Origin of the sequence: Dokdonia pacifica (assembly GCF_900188275.1) — a bacterium.
GTDB lineage: Bacteria > Bacteroidota > Bacteroidia > Flavobacteriales > Flavobacteriaceae > Dokdonia > Dokdonia pacifica.
This window is the reverse complement of the sequence record NZ_FZNY01000001.1, coordinates 937,880-952,394: the sequence shown is the minus strand read 5'-3', so window position 1 is coordinate 952,394 and position 14,515 is coordinate 937,880. Positions and strand designations below refer to the sequence as shown.

Below are 14,515 nucleotides of genomic sequence, written 5' to 3'. Positions count from 1 at the left end.
CAATACTAATAATAAATAGGGGTATTATTAAGTTATACAATTGTCATTACTTGTTTGCTGGTAATGACAATTTTATATGTATGAGATACTAAGAAATATACTACCTTGTATCTTTAAAATAGAACTATCTTGATAACACCGCCATTTCTAAAAAAAGGAGATCAAGTAGCAATTGTAGCTACTGCACGTAAAATTTCTATAAAAGAGCTTGAAGAAGGACTCCAATTGATTAAAAGTTGGGGGCTTATTCCTGTAATTGGAAATACCATTGGTGCATCAGACCATCAATATGCAGGCTCAGATTATGAGCGTGCACAGGATTTTCAGGAAATGCTTGATAATCCAAAGATTAAGGCCATTTGGTGTGCGCGAGGTGGCTATGGTTCGGTGCGTATGATAGACCAGATTGATTTTTACAAATTTGTAAAATATCCTAAATGGATTGTAGGCTATTCTGATGTAACCGTTTTTCACAATCATTTGCATAAAATTGGTTTCAAAACTATTCATGGAACTATGCCTGTAAGTGTACCTGATAATACCGCTTTCGCGAAAGCGACCCTAAAACAATCCCTTTTTGGAGAGTTGCCTACTATCCAATATGAGACCTCACATGCTCTTAATAGGCAAGGAAGTGCTAATGGAATATTGGTAGGAGGAAACTTATCAATGCTCTATTCTATGTGCGGAAGCAATTCGGCGTTAGATACAGAAGGAAAAATTTTATTTATAGAAGATCTGGATGAATACCTCTATCATATAGATCGTATGGTGATGAACTTAAAACGTAATAAGATGTTAGATCATTTGGCAGGTCTTATTGTAGGTGGAATGACCAAAATGCATGATAATCGTATTCCGTTTGGAAAAACAGCTCAGGAAATTGTAATAGACGCGATAGGAGAATGTGAATATCCCGTTGCTTTTGATTTTCCAGCGGGTCATGTAGATGATAATCGAGCACTCATTATGGGAGCCACTGTAACGCTAGAAGTGACAAAAACGAATTGTACATTGACCTATGCATAGAGTGATATTGATTTTCTTTTTATGTTGTCTTGCATGTCAAGAGAAAGAGCCTTGCGATTATATAGAAGATTATTATCAGCAAGTGTATCAAGCAGAACTCGCTTATTTAGAAAAGGACTATCAAACGGCTTATGATGCACTTAAAAAAGTAGAATCTCAATGTGATTTGTTAAACCAACAAATAATACAAGAACCACTAATGCTTGCTCGACTTAGTGTCATATTAGGAAAACCTGAAGAGGCGTTTCCCTATTTAGAGCGTATGTTATCTGAGGGATTCTATATCGAAACTTTTGAAAATGATGAAATTCTTGAACCATTAAAAGGCCATGAGAAATGGAAAGAACTTGCATCTAAAGAATTAGATCTCCTATTAGCGTATCGTAATCAATTAAATCAAGATTTACGAAAAGAGATTTTAGAAATGAATGAAGAAGATCAGGCGGTGAGAATCAATGAGTCAAGAAAAAAAGATATGAATACTGTAGATAGTATTCATAAAAAGCGAATAAAAGAGATTTTTAAAGAATATGGCTATCCACATAAAGGACTGGTTGGAAAATCTAGTATGGGGGAACGCACAGATATAAAAGTGTTATTAATGCATTTTTTAGAACCTGAATATTTCACACCATTATTACTAGAGAGCACTAGAAAAGGAATCGCACCTCCAGGATACGTAGGTTTTATTGTAGATAGAAAGAACTTAGCAGATAGAGATAGTTTTACGTATGGAATATATGACAACGCAGATGCTACTCAAATAAAAGACTTTAAAAATCTAGATAAGCGACGTATTTCTGTTGGACTTCCTCCATGGAGATTAAAAAAGAAAGTAGATTCACTACGACGCGCTTATTTGTATAATTAAGAACAATGGAAGTTACCGTAACACTTATTCAGGATAGTCCTGTATTTTTTGACAAAGAGGCAACACTTCAAAAAGTAGAACGGCTCACCAAGGAGCATGCCGCTTCAGGAAGTGAGCTTATTGTATTCCCAGAGTCTTTTGTGCCGGGATATCCTCGCGGGTTTATGTTTGGCACCAAAGTAGGGAGTCGTACTGAAGAAGGAAGAGACCTTTATGCCGAGTATTATGAGCATAGTTTTGATTTAGAAAGTGATGATCTCCCTCGTATGGAACAACTCGCTAAAGAACAAAATGTCTATCTTATTTTAGGAGTAACCGAACGTACATCCATAAATGGTACTTTGTATTGTAGCATGTTGTACATCTCACCCAAAGTAGGATTGCTAGGCGTACATCGCAAAATCAAGCCTACAGGATTTGAACGTATTATTTGGGGAGAAGCAGCAGGAGAAGGACTCGTTACTTTTCATACCGATATTGGAAAACTAGGTGGTCTTATCTGTTGGGAAAATTATATGCCAGAAGCACGAATGGCGATGTATAAAAAAGGCGTAGAAATCTATGTCGCTCCTACAGCCGACTCTCGGGATAACTGGACTGCAACAATGAAGCATATTGCGCTGGAAGGTCGTTGTTTTGTACTAGGATGTAATCAGTTTTTTACCAAATCGATGTATTCAGAAAAATATCAGGCAATAGCTGTAGACGAACCTGAAATGATGTGTCGTGGAGGTAGCGTGATCGTAGCTCCAAATGGAGAAGTACTTGCGGGACCTTTGTTTGATAAAGCAGGCACGCTTACCGCAACTATTAATCTTGCTGAAATTACACGAAGTAAACTCGAATTTGATACCATAGGTCATTATGCACGACCTGATATTTTTACATTTGACGTAAAAGATCAACCAAAAATGAAGAAGGAATAATCACTAAAAGGTTTCCACCTTTGTGGAAATTAAATGAATATTAAATGACACACAACGAACTCGGTGAATGGGGAGAAGAGTATGCTACACTATATCTCGTAAAGCATGGATATACCATTTTAGAACGTAACTGGTTTTATAACAAAGCCGAGCTGGATATTATTTGTCAGAAAGATAAAGACACTTTGGTTGTGGTAGAGGTGAAAACAAGAAACTCTGAGTTTTTTGGAGATCCGCAGAGTTTTGTCACTCAAGCAAAGATCAAAAACATTGTAAAAGCGACTAATGAGTATGTGATCTCAAACGATCTTGATGTTGAGGTACGTTTTGATATTATAGCAATTCTTAAAAATGAACAGCAAGAAGCTTTGAAACATTTTGAAGATGCTTTCTATCATTTTTAATAGTAAATAAGTATCTTTAGTGTTCTCAAAAGGCACACTTCGCCCAAAATATTTGTTTAGAAAGTAGATGTATTAACTAACTAAACAATTTAAAAAATGAAAACACACCTAACACTTTATGCATGGATCGTATGTCTATGTCTGTTTATTTCTAGCTGTAGCTCAGATGATGGGAATGAACCCATACAAATGGAAGATGACCCAGTAGAAGCTTCATTTACTGGAAATTATCGAGGCACATGGAATTCTGTAACACCTTCAATAACCTATACAGATTTTGCCATTTCAGCGAGATTTGTTGTGAGCGCATCCAATCCAAATCGTATTGATGCCGAGTTTTTTGCAACTTCTAATTATACATCGTGTTGTAGTACCAATGCAAATGATGGCACTATGATTATAAATCTAGACGGTGATACGATTACCTCTTTTTCATTTACAGATACTATTGTAGATTGTGAAGGGAGTTTTTCTGGTGATGGAACAATTAATGCAAACGGGAACTTTATTATTGATTTTACAGGAAACGATTGTGATGGAGATCATGTGGGACAGCTATTATTTATTAAACAATAATACGTAGCGATATAAATAGTTTTTGGAAAAGTGAGAGGGTCTCTGTATACGCTTTCGCGAAATCAAGCTTGTGAGATTCACGACCGTAGGGAGAGCGTAGCGTTAAAGCGTATAAGGAACAATTACAAGTATATAGCGTGTGAATGTACCCAAACACACCTATAGTTCTGTTAATACAGCCTTATAGTTTTGTTAAGCATAAAGGTGCGTTATCTTTGATTACTTACTTTTCCAATTCTAAATTTCCAATCGAATTATATGCTTACAAGAGTACTCTTATTTATTATATGCACCTTATGTATTCAGCCTCTTTTTTCTCAAGAAAGCGTAGCTGTAGATTTTGAAAAAAAATACCATCAGGATAGTATCAAAAAGTGGACAAGGGATTTACTAGATGGAATGAGTGGAGGACATCCAGGATTTTATTGGTATACACCAAAAGAGCGTTTTGATGTGATTATTGATTCTACGTTACAAACTGTTACCGATTCACTCAATGCCCTAGATTTTTATAGAAAAGTAAAACCACTCATTGCGCAAATAGGATGTTTGCATACAACCATGGTACTTCCAGAAGCTTATGAAAAAGCAATGGAAGCAACAAAAACGTATATTCCAATAGAAATTTATATAGATGAAAATAGAAAAGTATTTATTACAAAAAATCATTCTGAAAATAGAGATGTTCCTGTAAAAGGGGAGCTGCTCTCTATTAATGGAAAACCTATCACATCTATTATAAAAACACTGATGAAGGCGATTCCTTCAGATGGATACAATCAAACTGAAAAGATATTAGCACTCAATTTGAGATTTCCATTTTGGTATCAAAGTATGATGGAGATGACAGATACGTTTACGGTTAAGGTAGCATCAGGAAATACAACAAAGGAATACAAAATAAAAGGCATTACGCCTGAGGTTTTCCCTTCGTATGAAAAATTTGCTGCAACAAATAAAGAACAGCTTTCTTTTGAAATTAAAGAGGGTGTTGGAGTTTTAAAGATTCAAACATTTGCAAAGACACTTATTAAAGAGAATGGGCAAAATTTTAAAGGTTTTATAAAAGATGTTTTTAAAACCTTAGAAGATCAAAAAACAGAAAACCTAATTATTGATTTACGCTATAATACTGGAGGAACCGATAGTTATGCGGCTTTACTCGCTTCTTATTTTTTTGATTCAGAGTTTAGATATTGGGATCGTATTGAAGTGACAGAAGATATCGCAAATCAAGTAAGTAAAGGCTCAGCAAAAATATTTTATAGCAAGCCTGAAAAAAAAGGTTCTACCTACTTATGGAAAGGTGCTTTATTAACCAAAGAGTTTAAATACTATAAGCCCCAAAAACCTGCAAAACACAACTATAAAGGTAATACGTATTTGCTTACTAACGGATTTTGTATGTCTTCTGCAGCAGATTTTATTGCTATACTTTCAGATAATAAAAAGGCCAAAGTTATAGGAGAAGAAAGCGCCGGAGGATATCAAGGAAACACTAGCGGACTGATGCCACAAGTAATTATAGGAGGAGGATTAATTGTTACTGTTCCTCTAAATAAATATATAAACGCAGTAGACCCTACCAAGAATATAGGTAGAGGTACTATACCTGATTATCCAGTAATTATTTCATTAGAAGATTGGATGACAAAAAATGATGTTGTAAAAGCATATGCATTTGATCTTATTAAAAACAATAGTCAATAAAACCCTATAGAAATGTCATTTACATTATTAGATGTTATTCTCTTTTTAGGAGTGAGCCAAGGAATTTTTCTGGCTATCACATTACGCCTTATAGATAACCGTAATAAAGCCGCAAATGATGTACTATCTATCACTATAGGAATTGCTGTAATAATGCTTTTTGGACGTGTGATGGCGTATAGAATAGAAGCGCTATGGGTGAACTATGTAGCTGGAATAGTAGATGTAACTATCTTTTTATTTGGACCGCTTATTTACTGCTATATACGACGTCTTCTTTTTCAAGAAACACCCGTTTTTAAACTTTCTTTTTGGCACTATTTAATTGCTTGTATACATATATTTATAACAATAGGTGTGTATTTGGCTCCAGAAAATGTAATGGCTTTTATAAAAGAAATACGATTTTTACCTTATTTCTGGTTTTTTGCAGAGCTTATTGGGATTATAAGTTTTATAGGATATACGATTGCTTCTATTAGGTTATTTAAAAAGCATAAAAAAGTAATGGAACATCAAATTTCCTATGTGCTTGTAATACGTCGTTATATACGATATGTACTAGTAACTGTTATTTTATTTACTGTATTATGGTTCATTAGCTTTATTAGTGGAATATTTAAATTTTCTGAGATTAGTACAGTACTCAATTATCCATTGGTATGGGTTTCTATTCCGTTGTTTATTTATGTTATTGGGTATTACAGTTTGCGTCAACCAGAAATTTTCAGAATGCCTTTGCATCCTAAAATTAAAGAAGAAAAGGCTCGTCTTAAACCTGATGAAATTCAACGATTACAAAAACGATTAAAATTCTTTATTCAAGAAGAAGAGATTTATAAAACACCAGACTTATCTCTTAAGGGACTTGCAGAAAAATTGAATACAACTTCTAATAATCTTTCGTGGTTATTAAATCAGGTATATCAAAAATCTTTTTATGACTACATTAATACCTACCGAGTACAAGATATTATAGAGTGTATTGATCAGGGATTACATCTTAAGCAAACCCTTCTTGCTATTGCTTTGGATGCTGGTTTTAATTCTAAATCGACGTTTAATAAAGCGTTTAAACAAGTGACTTCTCAAACACCCAGTGAGTATATAAAAAGTAAAAGAGTAGCGTAAAAAGTCTTTCTGTACCCAGACTGTCGCAAGATAATTTTTTTGGTTTTTACTTTGAACTTTATCAATTTAAAAATCGAATAGTTATGAAAAAAATGAGCACATTATGTTTTGTCCTATATTGTATAGTATCTCAAGCTCAAACAGTAAGTACAGTTACAGAAGGAGTCTTTTATGATGGATTTGGTATTACATCAAATGGAGATGTGTATTGTTCCAATTTTCAAGGTGACGGCGTATTTAAGTATGAATTTTCTACTGGAAATGTAACCACTTTTGCTACAGGATTTACAAACCCAAATGGAATAGGAGTTACTAATGATGATCGTATATATATATGTGAAGCTGGAGGAGGCACCATACATATTTACGATACTGATGGAAGTTTACTAGATACCGTTACAGGACTTAATAACCCTACAGGCGTAAAATATGATGCACAAGAAGATAGAATGTTGTGGGTTTCCTACAATCAAAGTAGTTTGAATGTACTAGATCCTGAGACAAATGCGTCAGAAATCATGATTCAAGGAGCGCCACTTAATGGGCCTTCTGGAATTGCATTTGTGGGAGATCAAACGTATATCTCTAATTATAATGATCGGAAGATTTTTAGACTGGAGGATAACGAAACCTTGACGGAGATAGCGCAATTACCCGCTGGTGCTGCTCAAAATAATGTGTTAGGATTTCTCACTTCTAAAGGAGATTTTTTATATGGTACACAGATAGGTGAGCATCGTATTTATAGAATTGACCCAGAAACAGGAGAGATCTTTTTATTTGCAGGAAGTACATCTGGTAATGCAGATGGTGATTTAGAGACCGCGACCTTTAACTTTCCTAATGGTATTTTAGGTGATCCGACCAATGATCGAATTTATATTTCTGATGCAGGCACTTCAAATCTACGTATCATTCAAGATGTAAGTTTGAATGTGGACGCTTTCGCGAAAGCGGATACCACCATACAATTGTTTTCTAATTCTCAAAATGATTCCATAACCATTAAAGGTACATTTGTACCTGCTCAAAAGTATAGTATTAAAGTATACGGAACATCTGGGCAACTAGTAAAAACAGAAGAAGGAATTACTCAAGAAGAGACATTAGAGGTACAATTAGATACAGGGACATGGAGTAAAGGTGCCTATTTTGTTAAAATTCAAACGGGAGAAAAAACGGTGACTAAAAAATTTATAAAACAGTAATAACAATTGTTTTACAATACTCGTATACTAATATGTAAAAGAAGACGTTTAATGAAATTGATGCAGTTCTGTATGGATAAATAAAAAATTACGACTACATTGCCAGCATTAAATAATGATTTTAATATAGTGATGTTATTTATTCAATTAAGCATTGGGTTGTGACATTATAAATAAAATCATCACGTAATTATCATATTTGTTTTAGTGAGATAAAATCGAGTACGAAAAAACTGATGGTTCTTTAGCCGAGGGTTATGCATATTCCCCTCGGCTTATATATTTTAATACAATCTACAAGTTACCTTATTTCTAAAATATCTTTAGCTTTTAATCTGAGATTTAATAGTCTCTATTGCTTTTAAAATAATAGCAACATTAAGTCCTTGTACTAGAATGCTTGCAGGACCTCCTACAATAGCTAGAAAAATACTAAGAAGCATTACACCTATAACAACTTGTATAATTCCTGCAGTGGCAGGTAGTTGCCCAAGACCTTTAAGTTTGTACAAGGCCATGCCAAAGAAAAGATACATTGTACCCATAAATACACAATATAAAATGCCATTACCTTCCATAGGGAGAATTGTAAAGTCTAAATCTATAAGTGAAAATGCAGCTGTTATTGCATTGATTACTATAAATAGAATTGCAGTTAGTTTTAGAAAAGTGTTTTTAAATAAATTACCAATGAGTACAAAAGACCGCATATATATTGAGAATAGGATGATAGATATAATCCCTAGTACAATGGTGTATGTTTTTCCAAAATAATATTCTTGATTGATTACATAAGACCAATCGTCTATAGTTTCAAAAATAAAAGCAATCATACTCAATATTCCAGCAATCCATCCTATATGTAATTGTGTAAAAATAAAAGATACATCCTTAGATGGGTCTATTTCTAAAAGCATAGCCTTCTTTACTTTTGTTTCAAATACAGAATCTTGTTGTAAATCATCTAGATCTCGATCTAATGCAGATAAGATTGTTTTGATAGTATATATTCTAGGAGATACTTCTCCAGCTTCTATACGTTGAATCGTTCGTACACTTATATTACATTGTTCTACAAGCTCTTCTTGGGTAAATCCTTTTTGTTGACGTAGCTCTACTATTTTACGTCCTAATTCTGGTTGTTTCATCATCATAAATTTGCCTTGTACGATAGGTACCTCAATATACAAGAAGTTTCACATTACAATAGTACATCGGGATTCATAATTGTTTCATTTTTTGTACTGAATTTCACCCGTCATTTACCCGCCATTATAGTGAGAATAGGGTTTTAAGTAATTTATTGTAACAATTTTATAACTATGAACACTTATAAGACCGAATGTAAATAGTAAGATTTATAAAATAAAAAATAGATGAAAAACACAATAAAGGCATTTGTAGCATTAGTACTTAGTACATTTTCATTAATTGCTCAAGAAGAGTCTAGTTTATTATGGAAGGTAGAAGGGAATGGAATTAAACCCTCTTATGTATTTGGTACTTTTCATTTAATACCTCAAGAAGATTTTGTGTTTAAAGACAAAGTTGAAAAAGCCATAAAAGATACTGAAGTTACCGTGTTAGAACTTGATATGGATGATCCACAAATGATGGGAGGGATGCAAACCTTAGCACAACTAGAAGAGGGTGAGAAATTAAGTTCTTATATGGATGAAGAAGAATACGAAATTCTAGATAACTACCTTACAGAACATATGGGTGTTGGGATGGCAGCTTTCAATAGTTTTAAGCCTTTTACAGTTACCTCTATGATTACAATAGCTATGATGGGCAAGCAAACGGCTAGTTATGAGTCTGAAATTATTAAGCGCACTAAAGAAGATCAAAAAGAAATATTAGGATTAGAAACAGCAGCGTTTCAAGTAAGTGTTTTTGAAACAACTCCTTATGAAGAGCAAATAGATCAGATTGTAGAATACCTGAAAGAGCCAGAAAAAATGACAAAGGAGTTTGATGATATGATTGCTACCTATAAAAATGAAGATATTGAAGGCTTGTATGCAATAATGGAAAAGTCATTTAAAGAAGACCCTGAATTTAAAAAAGCACTTTTAGATAATCGTAATACTAACTGGATTGGTAAAATAGGCGAATTATCTAAAGATCAAAAAGTATTTTACGGTGTAGGAGCAGGACATTTAGGTGGAGAACTAGGTGTGATTAACTTGTTACGTAAGGCAGGATATACAGTAACACCAATCGTAGAATAATACCATTTACAAATTGTATGTACTGGTATATGTGGGTTTTCTAACAAATCCAAACCAATCGAAAAAGGCTTTCTATAACAGAAAGCCTTTTTTATTTATATATGTATGTATGATTATTTTTCTTCAGGCATTAGTATTGCTAAAAAGTAATTTTCATCAAGATATTCTTGCGCTATTTTCTGAATGGCTTCAGCGGTAAGTGCATTTACTCTTTTTTCATAGTCTAAAATATAACTAGGGTCGCGATCTTCCTGGTCTAAATTCAATAAGTTACTCATCCAGAAACGATTTGTTTTTACTTGTTCTTTACGAGCTACCAAATAGGTTTCTTTCACTTTTGCAAGATCTTCAGGAGTAACGCCTTCTTTTTTGATCTTCTCTACTTCTGCAAGTGCAGCAGCAACAAGCTTATCTACATTTTCAGGACCACAAGGGAAAGAAATGGAAAAATCAAAATCGGTAAATGTAATCTTACTCAATGATCCTCGTGCGCCTACACCATAAACGCCACCTTCTTCCTCACGTAATTTTTCAACGAGTTTAATCGTAAGAACCTCTCCAAGTGCACTTGCTGCAAGTTCTTTTTGATCATCATAGGTAGTTTCTTCACGCCACGTAATACTTACACTACTTTTTGGGTCAGCTCCTCTGTTTACCACAAACTTTTCGTACGCATCTTTTTCTCTAAACTTAGTGGGGATGTATGACTCATTACTATTGAGACCTGGTAGAGATGCTATGTACGCTTTCGCGAAAGCGGCCACCTGCGCCTCATCTACATTACCTACAAAGTAAAAATGAAAATCTCCTGCATCTGCAAAACGCTCTTTAAATTTCTTATATGCCAAATCATAATCAGCTGCATCATATTTTTCTGGAGTAGGGAAGCCACTATAACGAGGATTACCCTCATTACGTTTTGCTCCTAACTTATCTTGATAATAGAAGTTAGGATTTGCCATTAGGTTTCCTAAGAAGCTTTTTTGTTTTGAAACAAACGATTGGTAGGCTTCATTATCTTTATTTACATCTGTAAAATATAGGTGTACCATTTGAAATAAAACTTCCAAATCTTTTGGTGCGGCAGATCCTCTAAAATTTTCGGCAGCATTAGATAAAAATGGCGATACATTGGCAATTTTACCACTCATAAATTTAGACATATCCGTAAGAGATAGGCCTCCTATTCCTGCTTGTGTAATTCCTCCATTTGCGAGTGAGGTAGCTTTTATCTCTTCATCTGAATATAGGCTAGTTCCTCCGTGGCTAAAGGCTTGAAAAAGCACTTCGTCATTTTTAAAGTCAGTTTTTTTAATAGTAACTGTAGCCCCATTAGAAAGTGTCATTGTAGTAGTACCTAGCGCATCATTCTTAGTAGTAGAAACAATGGTTCCTGCGGCAGGTAATTTTTCGATTAATGATTCGCGTACAGCCTCATCTTCATAAGGTTTGATATCAGCACTTTCTACTTCTTTTATAAGAGCGAGTACTTGATTTTCGGTTACTTGTGTAAGTCCTTCTTTTTCTGGACCTGTAAGCGTAATCACACGATTGTCATTATGGATAAATACATTAATAAGATCGCTTATCTCTTTAATGGTAATACCGTCTAATAGGCGTTTTGTAGTTCCGTATTCCCATTCAATACCAGGAATAGGCTCTTGCTCTAAGTAATTATTTACATACTGACCTACAATACGACCACTTTCTACTTTATCACGGTCATTATAAGCTTTTTCTAATCGAGCAATAATACTTTTCTTAGCACGATCTAACTCTCCTTGTTGGAAACCAAAACGTTTTACACGTTCATTTTCCATAAGCAATGCTTTTAAACCATCTAGTTGTCCTTCGGCACTAGTTTGCGCAATAGATTGGTACGCGTTTTTTGTTCTGGCAAAAGTGCCTCCATAAAATGAAAACCCAAAAACAAATGGAGGATTTGCGCTATTACGAAGTTCGCCAAGTCTATTATTAATAAGTTGCGAAAAAAGATTACGCACAAGACCTTCTCTATAATCATCTACAGTAATAGTAGGTTGCGCATTTTTACGATCCTTATACATAACATTTACACGGCTAAATGCTGCTTCAGGATCTGAAGCAATAGCGATAAATGTTTCTTCATGATTAGGAAGTTGATAATCCTCTCTGGTTTTTCCATTGGTAGTAGCTGGTATTTTTCCAAAATGATCTTTGATTTTCTGCTCCATAGTAGCTACATCAAGATCTCCTACAGCAACAACAGCCATAAGTTCTGGACGATACCATGTTTTGTAGTAATCACGTACATCATCATAACTAAAGTTTTCAAGATTTTCCTTAGTTCCAATAGGAAGGCGATCTGCATATCTTGAACCATACATTATTTTAGGTAAGGTCTCGCGTTGCATACGCTCTTCTGCACCAAGACGAAGCCTTAACTCTTCTAATACAACACCGCGTTCTCCATCTATTGCTTCTTCAGATAGTGTGGTGTTATGTGCCCAGTCTTCTATTATTTGAAATCCTTTTTCTAATTTTTCAGGATCATCACTAGGAATAGGAAGAATATATACAGTTTCGTCAAAACTTGTATAAGCATTTAAATCTGCCCCAAATTTTACTCCAATACTTTGTAGATAATCAACGAGATCATTTTTTTGGAAATTTTTTGTACCGTTAAAGTTCATATGCTCCATAAAATGGGCAAGTCCTAATTGACGTTCTGTTTCCATAATAGACCCAGCATTTACTGCCAGACGCAATTCTACTTTGTCTTCAGGTTTTCCATTATTGCGGATGTAATAAGTAAGACCGTTAGAAAGCTTTCCTACTTTTACATTTGGATCTACAGGGATTTCTGCAACAGGGATGGTTCTTGCTTTTTGTACATCTCCTTTGTTTTGTGCTAATGCAACACCAACAATGAGAAACAAACTAAGAAATAATGTAATGTGTTTTTTCATTTTTTAGGTTTAGTGAATAAATGATGATTATACTGTTTAAACTATAAAGTTAGTTCATAAGTAGTATTGTTAACGTGAAAAAATGCATAAAATTTTAAAAACCACTCTTTTAAAATGTTATTTAGTGTTAAGATGACTGTTTTGTAGGTATTCTTATATCAATATATACAGATACTACAAAAAGCGATAGTATACATTATAATGGAAAATAGTAGCCTACTTGTATCCAATATCGATGATCAGGATTACTATTTATAAAGGAATCAATTCTATAATCAAGCCCAACTTCTACTTTGTTTTTGTTTTTAAAATTATAACCTAGCGTAGGTGTCAAACGTATTTCGATATCATTTGCTTGATCTCTGAGAATTCCTAAGTATTCATTACTGATTTTAAAATAGAACTCGTTGGGATCTACAGTTTGACCTCGTAATGCAATATCTGAAGAGATCCGATATCTTGCTCTAAAAGTGGGTACACCTCCTTTTCTAAAAGTTTGATCAGTACGAAAACGATGTGCGATACGATATGTGCCTTTGTAATCTATGAGTACATATTGCTGTATAAATCGATGTGCTGTACTTTGGTCTTCTTCAATACGCGTTAAATACCCCATACCAACACTATTACTTACTCCCACAGTGCGAGAAACAACTGTTGTAATATCTGTGAGTGTATAAAATGTCGAGTTTTCTAAAGTGCTTAATGTGCCCCCTTCTAAAAGCTCTATACGTGGAGCAATCTCTAGATTAATTGACCATAGTGTTTCAAATTTCTTTTTAATATTTAGTTTTGGAATGACCCCTACATTCGTCACACTTTGAGATTGTGCATTCAAAGAAGCCAGTATGCAAATGATGATTATGTAGTGATACTTTTTCAAAATTTAAGAATATCTGTATCTCTAGTAATAATCTCTTTTTGTGTTATTTTTTGACCCTTTTTGTCAAACTGAAATTCAAATAACTGTACTTTGTTTTTTGTTCTAGCACGTATAATAATTTCATAACCATATTCAATGCCTGCTACTGCAGTGGCCATAGAATATTCGGGAAAATTATGAAACCCTCTCCACATGAGAAGAAATTCTGGCTCTCCCGTATACTGAACTTGTATTTTTTCTATAGCATACGCATCATATCTTTCTTTCAAATCTAATGCTATCGCTTGTTTTATAGATTCTGGTAATTCTTTTAAGGGTATTTTTCGTTCGATATCTTGTAGTTTACCATCATCAGAAAATTCAATACTATATTTAGAACCTAATAATTTAAACTTTGCTTCGACAGAGGTCTCGTTGAGTCCTTGTTCTTGATACCATTTCACTTTTTTTGTAACGTCAAAACTATCTATAAAATCCAATGCTTTTTGAGGAACTTCAGAAGCGGGTATTCTATACTCGCGCTCATACTTTTGTTGCGCATATGTTCCTAAAGAAATACAGAGAAAGCAATAGAAAATAAGTTTTTTCATAGCTG

The 14,515-nt window shown here is 34.1% G+C and carries 13 protein-coding genes; 9 read left to right on the top strand and 4 right to left on the bottom strand.

From position 1 onward, the window contains the following. Positions 1 to 129: 129 nt before the first annotated feature. The 8 genes from CHB80_RS04265 (at position 130) to CHB80_RS04230 (ending at position 7,855) form a co-directional block, all read left to right on the top strand. Positions 130 to 1,029, top strand: a complete 900-nt coding sequence (locus tag CHB80_RS04265) for a S66 peptidase family protein (protein WP_089370180.1) — start codon at positions 130 to 132, stop codon at positions 1,027 to 1,029. Continuing rightward, positions 1,022 to 1,900 (top strand): hypothetical protein, encoded by an 879-nt coding sequence (locus tag CHB80_RS04260; protein ID WP_089370179.1) that lies wholly within the window; start codon positions 1,022 to 1,024, stop codon positions 1,898 to 1,900. The genes CHB80_RS04265 and CHB80_RS04260 overlap by 8 nt, the downstream gene beginning before the upstream one ends. Before the next feature lie 5 nt (positions 1,901 to 1,905). Then, on the top strand, positions 1,906 to 2,826 hold the full coding sequence (locus CHB80_RS04255; protein ID WP_089370178.1) for a carbon-nitrogen hydrolase family protein: 921 nt from the start codon (positions 1,906 to 1,908) through the stop codon (positions 2,824 to 2,826). A gap of 44 nt (positions 2,827 to 2,870) precedes the next feature. Further along, positions 2,871 to 3,230 (top strand): YraN family protein, encoded by a 360-nt coding sequence (locus CHB80_RS04250; RefSeq protein ID WP_089370177.1) that lies wholly within the window; start codon positions 2,871 to 2,873, stop codon positions 3,228 to 3,230. 96 nt (positions 3,231 to 3,326) lie between these two features. Continuing rightward, a complete protein-coding gene (locus tag CHB80_RS04245) occupies positions 3,327 to 3,806 on the top strand; it encodes a hypothetical protein (RefSeq protein WP_143337046.1) in 480 nt (159 codons plus the stop codon). A 258-nt stretch (positions 3,807 to 4,064) separates the two neighbouring features. After that, the gene (locus tag CHB80_RS04240; protein WP_089370175.1) at positions 4,065 to 5,516 is read left to right on the top strand and encodes a S41 family peptidase; all 1,452 of its coding nucleotides are present in this window, start codon (positions 4,065 to 4,067) and stop codon (positions 5,514 to 5,516) included. Between the two features lie 12 nt (positions 5,517 to 5,528). Beyond that, on the top strand, positions 5,529 to 6,647 hold the full coding sequence (locus CHB80_RS04235) for a helix-turn-helix domain-containing protein (RefSeq protein WP_089370174.1): 1,119 nt from the start codon (positions 5,529 to 5,531) through the stop codon (positions 6,645 to 6,647). A gap of 92 nt (positions 6,648 to 6,739) precedes the next feature. Further along, complete coding sequence (locus CHB80_RS04230; protein WP_179218082.1) at positions 6,740 to 7,855, top strand: T9SS type A sorting domain-containing protein; 1,116 nt, start codon at positions 6,740 to 6,742, stop codon at positions 7,853 to 7,855. Between the two features lie 323 nt (positions 7,856 to 8,178). Here the strand turns inward: CHB80_RS04230 and CHB80_RS04225 are convergent, their stop codons facing one another. After that, entirely contained in the window at positions 8,179 to 9,009 is an 831-nt protein-coding gene (locus tag CHB80_RS04225; protein WP_229746874.1) for a helix-turn-helix domain-containing protein, read from the bottom strand. Positions 9,010 to 9,231: 222 nt separating this feature from the next. Here CHB80_RS04225 and CHB80_RS04220 point away from each other — a divergent pair, with 222 nt between their 5' ends. Beyond that, positions 9,232 to 10,089 carry a TraB/GumN family protein gene (locus CHB80_RS04220; RefSeq protein WP_089370172.1) on the top strand — a complete coding sequence of 286 codons (858 nt, stop codon included), beginning with the start codon at positions 9,232 to 9,234 and terminating at the stop codon, positions 10,087 to 10,089. A 113-nt stretch (positions 10,090 to 10,202) separates the two neighbouring features. On the opposite strand, the gene CHB80_RS04215 is transcribed toward CHB80_RS04220, so the two are convergent. The 3 genes from CHB80_RS04215 to CHB80_RS04205 all read right to left on the bottom strand — a co-directional run bounded on the left by CHB80_RS04215 (position 10,203) and on the right by CHB80_RS04205 (position 14,510). After that, positions 10,203 to 13,037, bottom strand: coding sequence for a M16 family metallopeptidase (locus tag CHB80_RS04215; RefSeq protein ID WP_089370171.1), 2,835 nt, complete (start codon positions 13,035 to 13,037; stop codon positions 10,203 to 10,205). Positions 13,038 to 13,233: 196 nt separating this feature from the next. Further along, positions 13,234 to 13,920: a DUF2490 domain-containing protein gene (locus tag CHB80_RS04210; protein ID WP_179218081.1), complete on the bottom strand. Its 687-nt coding sequence runs from the start codon at positions 13,918 to 13,920 to the stop codon at positions 13,234 to 13,236. After that, entirely contained in the window at positions 13,917 to 14,510 is a 594-nt protein-coding gene (locus CHB80_RS04205; protein WP_089370169.1) for a hypothetical protein, read from the bottom strand. The genes CHB80_RS04210 and CHB80_RS04205 overlap by 4 nt, the downstream gene beginning before the upstream one ends. Between the last annotated feature and the right edge of the window lie 5 nt (positions 14,511 to 14,515).